This is a genomic window from Pseudomonas hefeiensis, assembly GCF_030687835.1.
Taxonomy (GTDB): Bacteria; Pseudomonadota; Gammaproteobacteria; order Pseudomonadales; family Pseudomonadaceae; genus Aquipseudomonas; species Aquipseudomonas hefeiensis.
The window spans coordinates 6,039,799-6,056,104 of record NZ_CP117449.1; the positions used below are offsets into that span (position 1 = coordinate 6,039,799).

Here is a 16,306-nt window from a genome sequence, read left to right on the forward strand (position 1 = left end):
TATGCTCAACGCTCATTTGCGACGGAAGCGCCTGTGCCTGAACCTCTGACAGAACTGCACGACCTCTGGTTGACCGAGACGGTACGCTTGCGTGAAGAACACGCCGGCCCGCTCGAGGACCAGGAAGCCAATCGCCTGGCCCGCGCGGCGGGTGGCGACTTATCCAGCCGTATCCGCCACCGCGCCCGCTGGCTGGCCGAGCGCGACGGCCTCAGCCAGGCCCTGCATCACTGGCTGCAAGGGGCGCGCCTGGCGCTGATCATAATGGCTGTACTCGCCATCATCAGTGGCGCCGGCCTGGGGTTTGCCGCACTCGGCGACGGACAAACGCCGGTCAATGTGTTCTGGGCCCTGGGCAGTCTGTTGGCGTTGAACCTGATCTTGCTTATTGGCTGGGCCCTGGGCCTGATCTTTGCAGGTGAGCAAGGTGCCGCGTTGGGGCGCTTGTGGTTGTGGCTCAGCGAAAAACTCGCCCGCGATGCCAAGGCTGCGCAACTGGCGCCAGCCCTGCTGCTGTTATTGCAACGGCACAAGCTCAATCGCTGGGCGCTCGGTGCGTTGGTCAATGGTTTGTGGTTGCTGGCGATGCTCAGCGCGCTGGTCATCGTACTGATGCTGATGGCCACCCGGCGCTACGGTTTTGTATGGGAAACCACCATTCTCGGCGGCGAGACTTTCGTCGTCATGACCCAGGCCCTCGGCGCGCTGCCCGCCCTGTTCGGTTTGAGCGGGCCAACCGAAGAGATGATTCGCGCCAGTGGCGACGCCGCGCTGAATATCGAAAGCGCCCGCCAGGCCTGGGCCGCCTGGCTGGTGGGCGTGACGCTGGTCTACGGCGTGTTGCCGCGCCTGTGCCTGGCGCTGTTGTGCCTGTGGCGCTGGCGTCGCGGCCGCGCCACGCTGCGCCTGGACTTGAACCTGCCAGGCTATGCCCAACTGCGGGAACGGCTGATGCCCAGCAGCGAGCGCCTGGGCATCAACGATGCCGCTCCCGCGCAATTGCATCAAATTGAAAGTAACGTCGGCACGCTGGAAAGCGACGGTGCACTGCTAGTGGCGATCGAACTGGACGACCGGCCTTGGCCACCGAAACTGCCAGGCACGGTGAAAAACGCCGGCGTGCTCGACAGCCGTGAATCCCGCCACAAACTCCTCGAACAACTGTCGCGCTTTCCTCCCGCGCGACTGGCGATTGCCTGCGACCCGCGACGTTCACCGGATCGTGGCAGCCTGGCATTGATCGCCGAGCTGGCCCGCAGCGCCAGCGCGACCCGCATCTGGCTGCTGCAGGCCCCGCCCGGGCAAGCGCTGGACGCCGAACGCCTGGGCGACTGGCATAACGCGCTCCAACAGCTGCAATTGCCCTTCGCTGACTGCGCGCCTTTGAACTGGCTGGAGACCGGCCATGACTGAACCCAATAAGCCGCTGAAACTGGCCGTGGTCGGCCACACCAATGTGGGCAAAACCTCCTTGCTGCGCACACTGACCCGGGACGTCGGCTTCGGCGAAGTTTCCCACCGCCCGAGCACGACCCGACACGTCGAGGGCGCACGCCTGTCGGTGGATGGCGAAGCGCTGCTGGAGCTGTACGACACGCCGGGCCTGGAAGACGCCATCGCCCTGCTCGATTATCTCGAGCGCCTGGAGCGTCCTGGTGAACGCCTGGACGGGCCGGCACGCCTGGCGCGGTTCCTGGACGGTAGCGAGGCACGGCAACGTTTCGAACAGGAGGCCAAAGTGCTGCGGCAATTGCTCGCCAGCGATGCCGGGCTCTATGTGATCGATGCACGGGAGCCAGTGCTGGCCAAGTACCGTGATGAGCTTCAGGTGCTCGCCAGTTGCGGCAAACCGCTGCTGCCAGTGTTGAATTTCGTCAGCAGCGCCAGCCACCGCGAGCCCGACTGGCGCGAAGCCCTGGCACGATTGGGGCTGCACGCCCTGGTGCGCTTCGACAGCGTCGCCCCGCCCGAGGATGGCGAGCGGCGCCTGTATGAAAGCCTTGCGCTGTTGTTGGAAAGCGCCCGTGGACAATTGGAACGACTGGTCGCTGATCAACAGGCCCAACGCCTGGCTCGCCAGCACAGCGCGAAGCGCTTGATCGCCGAACTGCTGATCGATTGCGCCGCTTGCCGACGCAGCGTAGCCAGCGATGCCGAGCTGGAACGCCAGGCCATCAACGAGCTGCGCAACGCGGTACGTCAGCGGGAACAACGCTGCGTCGAAGCCTTGCTCAAGCTCTACGCCTTCCGCCCCCAGGACGCCGCCGCCAGCGATTTGCCTCTACTCGACGGCCGCTGGGGCGACGACCTGTTCAATCCCGACACCCTCAAACAGTTGGGCGTGCGTGTCGGTGGCGGGATCGCGGCGGGCGCGGCGGCCGGTGCCGGCGTGGACTTGCTGGTGGGCGGTCTGACCCTCGGCGCCGCCGCCCTGGCCGGAGCCATTGCCGGCGGCGCCCTGCAAACCGCCCGCAGCTACGGCAATCGGTTGATGGGCAAGCTCAAGGGCCAACGGGAGCTGACAGTGGACGACAGCGTGCTGCGCCTGGTAGCCCTGCGCCAACGGCAACTGCTACAAGCCCTCAACCAGCGCGGCCATGCGGCAATGGACAGCATCCACATCGCCACACCCCAGGACAAAACCTGGCGCGAGGGCAAATTGCCCGAGGCGCTAAACAAGGCCAGGGCGTATCCGCAATGGTCGTCGCTTAATCCGCAGGCGCGCTTGAGCCAATCGGAACGCCAGGAACAGATCGAGCAGTTGGCCGAGCAGCTCTAGATGCCCCCCCTGTGGCAAGGGAATGTGTGGGAGCAAGGCTTGCCCGCGATGAAGACACCGCGATCTCTGGGGAAATGAGGCGCCTGTATCGCGGGCAAGCCTTGCTCCCACAGAGAAAGCCCCTCGCCACAAGAGCGTCGCTACCGGTGGTTATTCGTCGGTCAATGCGCTGAGCGCCGCCGCGGCTTCAGGCAACTCCAGCTCACTGAACACCTTCACTCCATGCCGCTTGAGCAACGCCGCCGTCACGCCTTCGCCGCTGACCTTCACACCGCTGAACGTCCCGTCGTAGGTCAACAGATTGCCGCACGACGGGCTGTTGGCCTTGAGCACGGCGATACGGATAGCGTGTTCGCGCACCCGTTCCAGCGCTTGATACGCGCCGGACAGAAACTGTTCACTGACATCGTCACCCTCGGTGGTGATCACCGTCGACTGGCCGTCGAGTACCTGCGCGCCTTGCCCCCCGGGAATTTCCGCCGCCGCCCGAGGCGTGGGCAAGCCGCCGGCGACTTCCGGGCACAGCGGCACGACCCGACCTTCATCGAGCCAGTGTTGAAGCTGATCGAACGGACCGCTGGCTCCGCCGTCGTAGCGCACGCGATGTCCGAGCAGGCAGCGACTGACGAGGATCTTTTCCATGCTCAGAACAGCTCAGTGCCACGGCGCCGGAACCAGCCGGTCAAGGACAGGCGATCCCGCGCGGCCGGCAGGACTTCATGGGGTATGTCCCCCGACAGGAACACCACCAGACAACCGCCGGTGGGCACCACGTCGTGCTCCACGCCATCGTCCAGGTACATGCGTAACTGGCCGCCATGCGCCGGCAGCCAGGCGTCATTGAGGTAAAGCACCGCTGACACTATGCGTCGATCGTCATCGCGGAAACGGTCGACGTGCTTGAGGTAGAAGGCGCCGGGAGGGTACAGCGCGAAGTGGCTTTCAAAATCCTCCAGCCCCAGGAACAACCCGCGATTGATCGCCTCCCGCAGGCTGTCCATCAAGCCCAGGTAACGGTCGCACGCCTGTGCCTGGCCGGGCTCGATCCATTGGATACGATCACCCCGAATCCCTTCACGAACCTCCGAAAACGGCCCGCGCCCGACCGCGGCCGGGGCGAGTTCGCCTTCGGCGGCGCGCTGGCGACATTCGGCTGCCAGCGCACGGGTCAGCGCATCCGGCAGGAAAATATTCTGCTGCGACCAGCCGCGCTCGGCCAGGTCGTCGACGATACGCAACAGCAGTGGGTGATCAGAAGGTATTTGCATGGCGCGCATAGTATTCCTGTGCCTGCAAAACCGACAGCGCCGCGCAGCGGGTTTGTCACGCTTGATGGTGCAGGCGCAGGAACTTGATACGAATTCTCGACAAGTCCCCACACCCCACGGAGAATAGTCGGCTGCTGACAGGAGTCCCTATGCGCCGTTTGCTTTTCTCATTGTTGATGTTCTGTGCGTTGCCCGCCTGGGCAGACAGCTACGACCAGTTGTACAAGGTCGCCGGCTGGCCGGAACAACGGGCGCATTTCAATGATGCCTTGAGCGCCGCGCAGCAGCGTTACCAGAGCAGCCTGCCACCGGCAGTGTTCCAGGCACTGGTGAACAACAGCAATCAACGCTTCGCCCCCCAGGCCATGGACCAACGGGCCGAGGCGCAATTGCGCAAGAACCTCACCGACCCATCCCCGGCCCTGAGCTTTTTTCAGTCGCCCCTGGGCCGCAAAGTCGTGGCAGCCGAGTTGCTGGCGACCCGTCGCGATCAATTGGCGAAGAACGCCAAGGGCCTGCCGAAGATGCAAGTCAGCGACAACCGCCTGTTGATCATCGGCCACCTGGCCCAGTCCCTGCCCGCCCGCGAGGCCGGCGCCGAAGTCAGCCTGGCGATTGCCGGCGTGGCGGCGGACAGCCTGAGTTCGATGATCCCCGGCCTTCTGGGTGCCGGCCAGGCCCAGGGCATGCTGAACGGTCAGCGCCAGCGTCTGATGGAACAGATCGGCACAGACTTAAACAACACACTGCTGTACGTCTACCGCGACCTGACGGATACCGAACTGGAAGAGTTCGCCACCTTTGCCGAGTCGGCTGAGGGCCAGGCCTATTATCAAGCGGCCTTGGCAGCGATTCGCGCGGGGTTGGCGGTGGGGCAGAGTGCTTCGAGTCTTCAATGAATCTTTAGCGCCTGTGAGGCAGCCATCGCGAGCAGGCTCGCTCCCACATTGGATCTCGGACAATCACAATATCTGGATTTACCCGACACTCCTGTGGGAGCGAGCCTGCTCGCGATAGCAATAACCCGGTCAGCGCCGAACCCGGCTCATCCGTTTCGTCAGAAACCCAAACATCTCCTGACGCATCGCCAGTGCTTCATTCGCCAGGTGATGCCGGCCTTCGGGCAACATCAGCACCTGGGGTCGATCGAACTTGCTGCGCAACACTTGCAGGTTATGCGCCCAATCCACCGTCATGTCCGCCTGGCCCTGCACGATCAATGGCTGGCGCGGGCTGCTCGGGGCGGCTTCGATACGCTTGATCCATTGCCCCAACGCGCCCACCCACGCGGTGGGCAGGCGCAGCGGTTGCAGCGGGTCGGCTTGCAGGAATGGCAGGAACTGCGGGTCGGTGGAGTTCTCGCTGAAACGCCGGGCGATGCCGCTTACAAAGGGTTTAAGCAAGTAGTAACTCAGGCGTGACCAGCCCCAGGCCCGAGGCCGCACCAAGGGCGACAGCAGTATCACCTGACCTTGGGCCGGGCTGTGTTCGCCCTGATTGAGCACGTGATCAACCACGATCGCGCCACCTGTACTTTGTCCGCATAGATGCCAGGGTTTGGGCAGCTCCAGTGTCCCGGCCTCGGCCAGCAGGCCTTGCAACGTGGCCTGGTACTCGTCGAAATCACCGATGCTGGCGCGCTCGCCACTGGACAGGCCGTGACCCGGGAGGTCGCAGGCGATCACGGCAAATTTCTGCTCCAGCGCCCACTCGATCAAGTGCCGGTACAGCCCCATATGGTCGTAATAACCGTGGAACAGAAACAGCGTCGCCCCAGCTTTCTCCGGCCACCAGACCTGACCCACCAGCTCATATCCGTCTATCTCGAAACGCCCCAGCCCCTTGCGCAACGTGTGGTGGGGAAAATCCAGGCCGTAGAACCGCTGATAAGCCAGCGCCTGCGCAGACAGCGGCTGCCACTGAGCCAAAGGTTGCAGGCTGGCACGCAGGTGATCGGGGTCGAAACTGACGGGCATAGGATTTCCAGGCAAAAGCGCAAAGCGCGAAACAGACTTTGTAGGCCTGCGATATTCATCTGTCGCGCCAGGCATGGCAAGCTACGCGGCCCCAGAGGATCGACTCCATGCGCCCGTCCCACCGCACGACCTTGCTTGCCAGCCTGCTTGCCCTCGGGTGCGCCGCCGTGTTGTGGATCGCCTACGACTGGTTCCAGGGACGCTTTGTGCGAGCGTTCAGCGAACACACGGCGGTATTTTCCGGCGACCCTTTGCGCCTGCCCAACGACCTGGCCGGCCCTGGCCCGATCCGCCTAGTGCATTTCTGGGATCCAGCCTGCCCGTGCAACGTTGGCAATCAACAGCACCTTTCCGAGCTGGTGGAGAAATACGTACCGCAAGGCGTCGAGTTTTATGCAGTGCAAAAAACCGGCAGCCAGGGTCAATTGCCGACCACGCTGAGCAGCCTCAAGCCTCTTGCGGTGCTCCCCGGCTCAAGCCAGATTCCTGCCAGCCCGGCCGTGGCGATCTGGGATCGCAGCGGCAAACTGGCGTACTTCGGCCCCTACAGCGAAGGCCTGACCTGCAACTCGAGCAACAGCTTCATCGAGCCGATTCTCGAGGCTTTGAGTGTCGGCCGGGAAGTTAATGCGACTCACACGTTGGCGGTGGGCTGCTATTGCCCATGGTCGGTTTCAAACTGACCAAACAACTACAACACGTATTGCCAGCTTCCTCTTGGCTGGCGCCCCAAAGTTAAGCCTAATGCTTGGCTCTAGAGCTATTGCTCAAAGCAAGGGCCTGAGCTGAACCGTTTGTCGGATCCAATTTTCCAAAAGGACGTCATGACCGGTCCTTTTCGACCTGTGCCCCGCGCCAGGCGGGTTGTACAGGGCAATTGAGCCCGGCTACCCCCTTAGCTGAATCGATTAACAGCAGCCGGGCTAACGTGAACTTTTTATTAATCTCTTCTCTAAACCTCGTAACCAGCAAAATGTTGATTTCCAGTGCAGTCGCGCGGCGGCGCTAACGCGAGGAAGTTTCACACGCCTTTTTCATCTTTCAACTTGTCGACCCTCCTAACCAAACAAGAAATGGAATCGTCAGTGATGCAAAAGCTGCTATGCGCTGCACTTTCCAATCCCTATAAAGAGGATGCCCCCAACCTCGAGGCGTTTATCCAGTGTGTCGCCCCGCTCATGATCGACGTGCTGCTGCGCGGCGAGACGGGCACCGGTAAAGACACGCTGGCAGAAAAGATCCATCGCATGTCCGGTTGCTCTGGCAAGTTCGTTGCCATCAACTGCGCTGCCATTCCCGAAACCCTCGCGGAGAGCCAGCTTTTCGGGGCCAACACTGGCGCGTTTACCGGGGCCAGCCAAAATCGCGCGGGGTTCGTCGAAGCCGCACATAACGGCACGCTGTACCTGGACGAAATCGACAGCATGCCGTTGGGCCTGCAAGCCAAGCTGCTGCGAGTCCTGGAATCCAGGACGGTCCAACGGCTGGGCTCGACCCAGAACATCCCGGTGAACATGCGAGTGATCGCCTCCGCCCAGTGCCCGTTGGGAGAAATGGTCGAACGTGGCGAGTTTCGCAGGGACCTTTATTTTCGCCTGAACATCATCAGCCTCAAGCTGCCCCCACTGCGCAGCCGCAAGGAACGCATCGTGCCGCTGTTCCAGTCGCTGGTGCGTCGGGAGGCCCAGACACTTGACCAGCCCTACGTCGTACCGTCGCCAGCGCTGTTGCGCCAACTGCTCGGCTACGCCTGGCCTGGAAACATCCGCGAGCTGCAATCCGCCGCCAAGCGATACGTGCTCGGCTTACCGGCACTGCCCCGCGCCGAGCAACTGGAACACAGCAGTTCGACGCTCAAGTTGAAGGAACACCTGCAGCAGTTCGAAAAAATCCTCATCGAGGACTGCATGCGCCGCCACCATCACTGCATCGACAAGGTCATCGCCGAACTGGGTATCGCCCGGCGCACGCTGTATTACCGAATGAAATGCCTGCAAATATCGACGAGCTGAGTGGGATCCATGGAACCGTTTACGCACCGGTCACCACTTAACCGTCGAGACGCTCACGATCGTCTCGCCATTCCACAACCCGGAGATACGACTATGAGTTTTGGTGGACTTTCACTCGCGGCTTCCACGGCTGCCATGCAGCAGATGGACGCTACCTCAGCTGCGATGACAACCATGAAATCCCAATTTGACCAGAAGAAACTGGTTGCCGACACCATGAACGCAATCGCGGCAGGGTCGATGGACACCGCAACCAAAGCCATCACCGCCATGGGGGAGGCCTCGAAAAACATACGATTCTGACCCTCTCGCTTCAGCCCCGCTCCGGCGGGGTAACCTCAAGCGCGATGCGAGGAGGCCCTATGCACATCGACTTGCCAGACAGCCTTCATGCCCAGAGAGACCTGCCCCACGACGAGCCCACGCGGCGCCCCGCTCCAACTCCGCCTGGCCTGACGAACGTGGTCGCCGAGCACCTGGCGCGGCATGGGGCCGGCGACCGGTTGCGGGAGTCGCTCGTCCAGTGGGGCGACGAACAGCGTTCGGCGGGCGGACAGTCCCGGTTCGGCTGGCCGAACCCCCAGGGCAGATTGGCCGCAGAGACCGACGACCCTTTGCGCCTGGTACTGGAAGACATCCTGGAAGAGATCAACGGTGGTACCGGCTCCAATCTCGACGTCGACATCGATGATGCCTATTCCAATGAAGACCTGTTCAACGATTTGGCACAGATGCTCGCCCATCGCCGGCAGCCCATCGGTGACAACGATGTCGACAGCCAAAGTGATTTCGGGAGTGCCAACAACCCCTTCTGTGGCGCGCTGTTCGGCGCCTGGGAGATGGGGGGCGATCACGCCACCCGGCGCAGTCGTCATGACGCGAGCCTGTCGCTGCTGCTCAAGATCATCGCGGTCCTGGGCCGAAGGAAACTGATGACGCTGCTGGACATTGACGACGGTGACGGCCAGGCGCGGTATGAACCAGACGACCAGGACCTGTTGTTCGAGATTGCCGCCTTCATGGACCAGCACCCGGCGCGCTATCCCCCACCGGCGCTCCCCGACGCAGAACGGTGGACATGGACTGAACGCATTGCCCGCGGCACAGCGCTGGATGCTCACGAAGCTCGGTTGTTCCAGCTTGCCCTGGAAGAACTGGACTTCGCCCTCGCCCGCTTGGCCGGCCAGCAGCCCCCACCGCGCCAGCGCGCCCGGCGCGGCCGGGAAGAAATCGAGTTTCACTTGAGCGTCACCGGTAGCGCTCGCAACGTCTTGAGGCTGATGTACGCCTGAAGGCACTCGCCCTTTGAATGTTCAAACAGGCCTTTTGAAACAGGAGAAACTCCATGGATATACACGCCATCGACCCCAGCAACCTCGCCTCCACTTCCGCCAAGGCGAGCGCCAAGCCACAGGCGAGCGCCGAAACCAGCGATGTCAGTTGGTTCAACGCACAAATGCGCGAAAAAGCCCCGGCCCCGGACAGCGAGAACAATGTCGCGGCACGCATCATTGACTCGTTGTCGAACCGCTCCGGCGAACTCCAGCGCCTGGGTGATCGCGCCAACCGGGACATGCTCAAGGCCGTCCGCACCGCCGACCCACAGGATATGTTGCAGTCGAACCGGTCGCTGTCGTCCTTCCACCTGGAAAGCCTGATGACCGCAAAAATAGTCAGCAAAGGCTCTCAGGCGATCGAGAAGCTCACCAATCTTCAGTAAAGGGAAGGCCGGTCATGTCCATGCGCGCGTTCTCAACACTGTTGCTGTGCCTGCTGCTCATCGGTTGCGACGAACGGACGGCGCTGCACAGCCATCTTTCCGAGCAGGATGCCAACGAAGTGATTGCCGAGCTGGCGAACAAGAACGTGGAGGCGAGCAAGCAAGTCGACAAAGACGGGCTGAACGTGCTGGTCGAGCCTGCCGACATGAACAGCGCCGTGCGGGTACTCGAAGCCGCTGGCCTGCCGCGTCGCTCCCGTTCCAGCCTGGGGGAGATATTCCGCAAGGAAGGCGTCATTTCCACGCCGATGGAAGAGCGTGCCCGCTACATCTATGCACTGTCCCAAGAGCTCGAATCGACGCTTTCACAAATAGATGGCGTGGTGCTCGCCCGGGTCCATGTGGTTTTGCCGGAACGAGTGGCCCCGGGTGAGCCGGTCCAACCCGCATCGGCCTCGGTCTTCATCAAGCACACCCGTGCCCTGGACCCCGACAGCATTACCCCGCGCGTGCGCAACCTGGTCGCCAGCGGGATTCCCGGCATGGCCAACGCCGCTCAGAACCCGACCAAGCTATCGGTGGTATTCGTCCCCGCCGCGCCATATCAGGAACGGCGCAAGATGGCGTATTTCGGCCCCTTCCTTATGCAGGCCGATGACATCGGCTATTGGCGGGCGGTGACCGTGACGGCAAGCATCACGTTGCTCGCCCTCCTGACGGGCGCCTTGTATGGCCTCTATCGGCTATGGCGCAACGGCGTGTTGGTGCTGCCACGATTTCTCGATCACAAACTCACCAAGCCAGCCGGGACGCCCGTCGCCGCCCAAAGCAGCGCGACACCTGGGCTGTTTGCCGTGAAAAACCCGGGGACCAAGCCCGACAGTAACGGGACCGCCGCATGACGGTGGAGATTGAATGGGTTCGCTGGTGGAGCCAGGCATGGCGCGAAGCAGACCGGGACTGGTATTCATCGGCGCTTCGCCATCTGACCGCGCCGCAAATCGACGCCCTCGCCCGAGGGCACCATGCGGCGCTTGCGCGCAGCTTCGGTATGACGCCGTGTACGCCACCACAGCCCAGCCCGACGCTGCAATCGCTGTTCTGCGGCACGCCCCGGACCTTGCCCCTTGCCTGCGAACTGGTGGCGAGCACTTGCGCACCGTTAACGGCAACACAGGCACTTTCGGTGCAGGACCGGGCCTGGTGCGAGCGCACCGCCAAAGCCCTGCGCCCAGGACACTGGCTCGAACAAGGCCAGGATCCGCTCGCACTGCTGCGCGCCTGGCTGGATGAGCGGGCCTGGGAACGTGCGCGCCTGGTGTTCCCACGCGACAGAATCATCGCGATCGAATCGGTGCCCGCCCCTCAACCGGCCGCCGCCAAGCTGAACACGCTTTGGCAGTCCGCCTGCTGGAAGGCTGAGCAAAGCCTGGCACCCTCGGCCCCGATCCAAACGGAGAGACACGATGCTCGCTCAACGTTCGCTTGAACTGCGCCTCGATGGCCAGGGCTTGTCGCAGCCCTACATCGCACGCGAAACCCTGGTTGATTGTGCCCGCGCCCAGGTCGTCCTCGAACAGGCCCAGGTGCAGGCCGCGCAATTGCTTGCACGCGCCAGCGCAGAGGCGGACGCGACCGTGCTCCAGGCTCAAGCGCGATTCTGGGAAAAGGCCGAAACCTTGCTCACCGCCTGGGATGCCCAGCGCCAAGCCATGTGGGAGCGGATCGAGACCAGTGCTGCACATTTGGTCAACGAGGCCCTGGGGGCGCTTTTGGACGAAGTCCCGGAACAGGTACGTATCGATGCGCTCGTCCGCCAGTTGGCGTCTCGTCAGAACGATCCGGTCAGCGCCACCCTTCGCTGTCATCCTGAAGACCTGGCAAGTCTGACGCAGAGCCTGGGCACCGCTGGCAGGCGCCCCTGGACGCCGGTGGCGGATGCCGACATGGCACGACATCAACTGAAGCTGGAAACGCCAGGCGGCACATACCTGCTCGACTGGCCCACCGCCGTCGAGGCGCTACGCCTGCCCGAACCACAACACATCACCGCAAGCTGACCCACCGCTTTCGCGAGCAAGCCCGCTCCCACAAATGGATCGATGTACGACCGGGAGAGCCAGGTCGGCTGTCAGGCCGCCTCGCGAGCAAGCTTTGCTCCCACAGGTCCTGCTCACACAAGTCTGATGGGTATATGGCCGCAAGAGCCAGGCCGGCTATAAGGCCGCCTCGCGAGCAAGCTTTGCTCCCACAGGTCCTGCTCACACAAGTCTGATGAGTGTATGGCCGCAAGAGCCAGGTCGGCTGTCAGGCCGCTTCGCGAGCAAGCTTTGCTCCCACAGGTCCTGCTCACACAAGTCTGATGGGTGTATGGCCGCAAGAGCCAGGTCGGCTGTCAGGTCGCTTCGCGAGCAAGCTTTGCTCCCACAGGTCCTGCTCACACAAGTCTGATGGGTGTATGGCCGCAAGAGCCAGGTCGGCTGTCAGGCCGCCTCGCGAGCAAGCTTTGCTCCCACAGGTCCTGCTCACACAAGTCTGATGGGTGTATGGCCGCAAGAGCCAGGTCGGCTGTCAGGCCGCCTCGCGAGCAAGCTTTGCTCCCACAGGTCCTGCTCACACAAGTCTGATGGGTATATGGCCGCAAGAGCCAGGCCGGCTATAAGGCCGCCTCGCGGAGGACGTTGATCTCGGCGCCCCGTTAACCACGATGGCTGAACGCAGGTATTGCGCAGTGGGCAACCCGGCATGGATGCCGGGTTAGCCGCGCTGGGCCATGGATGGCCCTTCGCGGCGGCCCACGGAGCAATGCCTGCGTTCAGGCATGCCGAGCCTAGGCGAGGCACCGAGTGGTGGGGCAAAAGCGCTTTGCTTACTTTCGCGCTCTTCGAAAGTGAGTCGCCGTAAGGGCGAAACCATAAGTCGCCGTTACAGCAAGAATGGATATGTACTCGATCAAAAAAATCCTGGCCAGCTGTCAGACCACCATCACCCCGTCGTTTTTTTCCTCATTTACGCGGAACCGCCAATGGCATAACCACCACTCACATCGTGAATATGCCTAGCCCAGAGGAACCGCCCATGTCTTCCACCGATGCCGTCCAGCGTCGCCTCGACACCTACTTCCAACGCGCGACCGACAACGTCAACAACGCTGCGATGAACGCCGCAGAAACTCAGTCGCTCGACGACATGCACTCCTTCGTGACCAGCATGAATGGCATGTCCGTCGCGGTGAACGCAGCGACTCAACAGACCACGGCCCATCACAACCTCGCCAAGGCGATCATCGATGCAATGCCATGAGCTGCGAACACAGCTCACCCGCTGGAGCACCAGTGTCGATGGTCCAGAGCACTTCACCGTTGTCATCGACGATGGCGAAGCAACGTTCAGCAAGCTCGAAGAAGGCCTGCTGGCATCGGTCGAACTGACCGTCCCGGTGACCCGTGAGGTGGCTCTGGAAGACCTGCTTCGGCTGGCGCACCCAAGCCTCTCGCGATTTCCCGGCGCGCTGGCCCGTTCGCCCCAGGACAGTCGGTTATGGCTGGTGGCGCTACGGGCACTGGATGGGCACATCGACGACTTGATCGAGGTGCTCGAAGCACTGCTCAACCAGCGTGACACCTGGCAATCCATTCTCAATAAAGACCAACGTGCCGTTGCCGCGCCTGTGGCGCGACACCTCTCGCACTCTCACTTGCTCGGAACAGGAATCCGTCATGCCTAACAGGTGGCTCACACCGTACCGCTTGATGACCGCAGGCCAGGCACACCTTCGCCAGTTGATCGCACGCCGCTGGGCGAAACCTTCGCTGACCGCACTGGCATTGGCCAGCGCGCTTGGCGCGGGCATGCCGGCACAAGCGGCCATACCGACCGATTGGAAGAACACGCCTTACGCCTACGACGCCCAGAGCACACCGCTGGCCAAGGTACTCGGCGACTTTGCCAATACCTTCGCGGTGCAGCTGGTGATCGATGGCACGGTGAAAGGCACCGTCGACGGTCGGATGCGCGCCGAAAGCCCCCAGGCGTTCCTCGACAGGCTCGGCCTCGAAAATCGCTTCCAGTGGTTCATGTACGGCACCACGTTGTACGTCAGCCCCTTGCAGAACCAGGACTCTACGCGCCTGGAAGTGTCCGCCGATGCCGTACCGGATATGAAGCAAGCCTTGACCGACATCGGCCTGCTGGATCCGCGTTTCGGCTGGGGCGAGTTACCCGACGAAGGCGTGGTCCTGGTCTCCGGCCCGGAGCGCTACGTGCGCCTGGTGGCGCGGTTTGCCGAAGCGCGCAAGACCCCCGAGGAAAAGCAGGAAGTGATCAGTTTCCCGCTGCGCTATGCCACCGCCGCCGACCGCAACGTCAAGTACCGCGGCGAAACGCTGGTCATTCCCGGGGTCGCCAGCATCCTGAAAGGTTTGCTGGAAAGTCGCAGCGCCGTGTCGGGGGGCATGCAGAAGGCCTCGCCCCAAGCATCGTTCCAGAACATGCAGACCCAGCAATCCATGACCATGGGCAACATCGAACAGTTGGCACTCAACGGCATGGGTCGTCCAAACACCCACCGTGTAGCGTCCGGCGCGAGCGGTGGTGGAGGCGGCCGGGGCAGGATCCGCGTCGAAGCCGACGTGCGCAACAACGCGGTGCTCATCTACGACGCGCCCAAGCGACGGGAAATCTATACGCCACTGATTCGCGATGTGGACGTGCCGCGCAAGCTGGTGGAGATCGATGCGATCATCCTCGACATCGACCGCACGCAACTGGCCGAGCTGGCCTCGAACTGGAACGTCGAGAGCGGCGATCTGATCGGCGGAGCCTCAATGATTCGCCCAGGCGCCAGCTCAACGGTATTCATTCAGGACTACGGCGATTTTTCCGCGCAACTGCGGGCCCTGGAGGGCCGTGGCCTGGCCTCGGTGGTGGCGAACCCGTCGGTACTGACCCTGGAGAACCAGCCGGCGGTCATCGACTTCAGCCGGACTGAGTACATCTCGGCCATCGGCGAGCGTGTGGCCACCATCGAGCCCATCACGGCAGGCACCAGCTTGCAGGTCGTGCCCCATGCCATCGAGACCGGAGGCCGCAATCAGATCCAGATGTTCCTGGACATCGAGGACGGCCGCATCGAACCCTCAGAGGTCGGCCAGCAGACGCCCAGCGTGCGCCGGGGCGTGGTCAGCACGCAGGCTGTCGTGGGGGAAAGCCGGTCGTTGGTGGTCGGCGGTTTTCATACCGAAGAGACCGGCGATAACCTCGAACGGGTGCCGTGGCTGGGCCGCATCCCGCTGATCGGGCCGCTGCTGTTTTCCTCGACCACGCGCGAGACCAGCCGCCGCGAACGAGTCTTTATCCTGACGCCCCGCCTGATCGGTGACCAGGTCGACCCGTCCCGCTACATCTCCGCCCTTGACCGCGAACAGGTCGACAGCGCCATGGCCCGCCTGGAAGAGCGTCGCAACGGCACCCGTCCCATCGGTCGTATCGAGGTCAGCGATGTGCTCGCCCAGCTCGCCGACGGCAACATTCCTGCCACGTTCAAGCAAGCGGCGTCGATTCCGTATTCGCCCGACACATTGTGCGCGTTGCAACCCGGGTTATCGCTGGACGCTGCACGGGCCCAATGGTTCGCAGGCCCCGATTACGGCATCGCCGTGGGCGTGGTACGCAACGACGACCAGCAGCGCTTGCGTTTCGACGAGGCGAGCTGCGGCAGCCGCTGGGCCTTGGCCACCTCTGCCTGGCCAAAGGTGTGGCTTGAGCCCGGTGAGGAAACCGAAGTGTTCGTGGTCATGAAACAACCCACGCGCACGCCAGGCGGCGAGCGCCCTTCTCTTCTGCAAACCAGCGCGAGGACCCTGCCATGAGTCGCACGTCACTGCTGCTCGTTTTATTGCTGAGCCTGCCGGTGTTCGCCGGCTGCGCGAACCGCTCGGGCTGCCAGGGTGATGCCTGCAGCCGCGCCGAACCGGAAAACGGTCGGCTGGTGATCTGGTGGCCACCCGGTATGCGCGGCGGCCTTGGCTCCCCCGAACACCCACTGGACCATACGGTCGTCCCATTGGAGAACTGAAACGCTATGTCTTTTTCGGTACACAGCGTAAGCACTCGCCAGGCCTTTCAGAAGAACATCATCGCCGGCATCGCGACGTATTGGGAAATAGCGCCAGGCATTGAGTTCTGCCTGCGACGCGAGCCTCACAGCGTGGGGCTCGCCTTACAGGTACAAAGCCAGGCGCTGCGCGCAAACCAGATCCAGCATGCACTCGAACAGCGCTTCGCCCACCCGACCGAGTACGCGCAGCTGTTCGTATTTCTCGATCCGCAGCGAGCACTCGTGGTCTGGCAGGCGCTGCCCGACGCACCGCTATCCAGTGAACTGCTCGATGAAATCCAGTCCCGTCAGTTGTCGCTGCTGGGTCTGGAAGACCTCGATGATTACTCGGCCACGTATTGAGGGCAATGCTGTTCACCCAGGAACAACGCTGAACCTGTGGCGAGGGAGCTTGCTCCCTCGCCACAGTGATTCATCCAGAGACTTTATGAGG

Annotated in this window: 19 protein-coding genes; 16 read left to right on the forward strand and 3 right to left on the reverse strand. The window is 62.7% G+C overall.

Features of this window, described 5'->3' with window-relative positions; genetic code table 11:
* The first annotated feature begins 45 nt into the window (after window positions 1-45).
* Window positions 46-1,413 carry a DUF2868 domain-containing protein gene (locus PSH57_RS27300; RefSeq protein ID WP_305390488.1) on the forward strand — a complete coding sequence of 456 codons (1,368 nt, stop codon included), beginning with the start codon at window positions 46-48 and terminating at the stop codon, window positions 1,411-1,413.
* Entirely contained in the window at window positions 1,406-2,779 is a 1,374-nt protein-coding gene (locus PSH57_RS27305; protein WP_305386656.1) for a GTPase/DUF3482 domain-containing protein, read from the forward strand. The genes PSH57_RS27300 and PSH57_RS27305 overlap by 8 nt, the downstream gene beginning before the upstream one ends.
* Window positions 2,780-2,929: 150 nt before the next feature.
* On the opposite strand, the gene PSH57_RS27310 is transcribed toward PSH57_RS27305, so the two are convergent.
* Together PSH57_RS27310 and PSH57_RS27315 are read right to left on the reverse strand one after the other, a co-directional pair.
* The gene (locus PSH57_RS27310; RefSeq protein WP_305386658.1) at window positions 2,930-3,421 is read right to left on the reverse strand and encodes a 2-thiouracil desulfurase family protein; all 492 of its coding nucleotides are present in this window, start codon (window positions 3,419-3,421) and stop codon (window positions 2,930-2,932) included.
* A 2-nt stretch (window positions 3,422-3,423) separates the two neighbouring features.
* Window positions 3,424-4,056: a 2OG-Fe(II) oxygenase gene (locus PSH57_RS27315; protein ID WP_305386660.1), complete on the reverse strand. Its 633-nt coding sequence runs from the start codon at window positions 4,054-4,056 to the stop codon at window positions 3,424-3,426.
* Window positions 4,057-4,196: 140 nt separating this feature from the next.
* Between PSH57_RS27315 and PSH57_RS27320 the strand changes: the two genes are divergently transcribed.
* Window positions 4,197-4,946, forward strand: a complete 750-nt coding sequence (locus PSH57_RS27320) for a DUF2059 domain-containing protein (RefSeq protein WP_305386662.1) — start codon at window positions 4,197-4,199, stop codon at window positions 4,944-4,946.
* 129 nt (window positions 4,947-5,075) lie between these two features.
* Here the strand turns inward: PSH57_RS27320 and bipL are convergent, their stop codons facing one another.
* Window positions 5,076-6,023, reverse strand: coding sequence for a phospholipase BipL (gene bipL / locus PSH57_RS27325; RefSeq protein ID WP_305386663.1), 948 nt, complete (start codon window positions 6,021-6,023; stop codon window positions 5,076-5,078).
* A 107-nt stretch (window positions 6,024-6,130) separates the two neighbouring features.
* On the opposite strand from bipL, the gene PSH57_RS27330 reads away from it, so the two are divergent.
* The 13 genes from PSH57_RS27330 to PSH57_RS27390 all read left to right on the forward strand — a co-directional run bounded on the left by PSH57_RS27330 (window position 6,131) and on the right by PSH57_RS27390 (window position 16,215).
* On the forward strand, window positions 6,131-6,706 hold the full coding sequence (locus PSH57_RS27330; RefSeq protein WP_305386664.1) for a DUF6436 domain-containing protein: 576 nt from the start codon (window positions 6,131-6,133) through the stop codon (window positions 6,704-6,706).
* Window positions 6,707-7,111: 405 nt separating this feature from the next.
* Window positions 7,112-8,035, forward strand: coding sequence for a sigma 54-interacting transcriptional regulator (locus PSH57_RS27335; RefSeq protein ID WP_305386665.1), 924 nt, complete (start codon window positions 7,112-7,114; stop codon window positions 8,033-8,035).
* Window positions 8,036-8,128: 93 nt separating this feature from the next.
* Window positions 8,129-8,338, forward strand: coding sequence for a type III secretion system major pilin HrpA (locus tag PSH57_RS27340; protein ID WP_256229940.1), 210 nt, complete (start codon window positions 8,129-8,131; stop codon window positions 8,336-8,338).
* Between the two features lie 59 nt (window positions 8,339-8,397).
* Window positions 8,398-9,327, forward strand: coding sequence for a type III secretion protein (locus PSH57_RS27345; RefSeq protein WP_305386667.1), 930 nt, complete (start codon window positions 8,398-8,400; stop codon window positions 9,325-9,327).
* A gap of 53 nt (window positions 9,328-9,380) precedes the next feature.
* A complete protein-coding gene (gene sctI / locus PSH57_RS27350; protein ID WP_305386668.1) occupies window positions 9,381-9,755 on the forward strand; it encodes a type III secretion system inner rod subunit SctI in 375 nt (124 codons plus the stop codon).
* Window positions 9,756-9,769: 14 nt separating this feature from the next.
* Complete coding sequence (gene sctJ, locus PSH57_RS27355) at window positions 9,770-10,657, forward strand: type III secretion system inner membrane ring lipoprotein SctJ (RefSeq protein ID WP_305386670.1); 888 nt, start codon at window positions 9,770-9,772, stop codon at window positions 10,655-10,657.
* Window positions 10,654-11,244, forward strand: a complete 591-nt coding sequence (locus PSH57_RS27360) for a hypothetical protein (protein ID WP_305386671.1) — start codon at window positions 10,654-10,656, stop codon at window positions 11,242-11,244. Before sctJ ends, PSH57_RS27360 begins: the two co-directional genes overlap by 4 nt.
* Window positions 11,222-11,815 (forward strand): type III secretion system stator protein SctL, encoded by a 594-nt coding sequence (gene sctL, locus PSH57_RS27365; RefSeq protein WP_305386673.1) that lies wholly within the window; start codon window positions 11,222-11,224, stop codon window positions 11,813-11,815. The genes PSH57_RS27360 and sctL overlap by 23 nt, the downstream gene beginning before the upstream one ends.
* A gap of 1,018 nt (window positions 11,816-12,833) precedes the next feature.
* Window positions 12,834-13,058: a type III secretion protein HrpF gene (locus PSH57_RS27370; RefSeq protein WP_256229932.1), complete on the forward strand. Its 225-nt coding sequence runs from the start codon at window positions 12,834-12,836 to the stop codon at window positions 13,056-13,058.
* The gene (locus tag PSH57_RS27375; protein WP_305386675.1) at window positions 13,045-13,482 is read left to right on the forward strand and encodes a type III secretion system chaperone; all 438 of its coding nucleotides are present in this window, start codon (window positions 13,045-13,047) and stop codon (window positions 13,480-13,482) included. The genes PSH57_RS27370 and PSH57_RS27375 overlap by 14 nt, the downstream gene beginning before the upstream one ends.
* Entirely contained in the window at window positions 13,475-15,625 is a 2,151-nt protein-coding gene (gene sctC / locus PSH57_RS27380) for a type III secretion system outer membrane ring subunit SctC (protein ID WP_305386676.1), read from the forward strand. The genes PSH57_RS27375 and sctC overlap by 8 nt, the downstream gene beginning before the upstream one ends.
* Window positions 15,622-15,831: an HrpT family type III secretion system protein gene (hrpT, locus tag PSH57_RS27385; RefSeq protein ID WP_305386677.1), complete on the forward strand. Its 210-nt coding sequence runs from the start codon at window positions 15,622-15,624 to the stop codon at window positions 15,829-15,831. The genes sctC and hrpT overlap by 4 nt, the downstream gene beginning before the upstream one ends.
* A 6-nt stretch (window positions 15,832-15,837) precedes the next feature.
* Window positions 15,838-16,215, forward strand: coding sequence for a hypothetical protein (locus PSH57_RS27390; protein ID WP_305386678.1), 378 nt, complete (start codon window positions 15,838-15,840; stop codon window positions 16,213-16,215).
* Window positions 16,216-16,306: the final 91 nt, after the last annotated feature.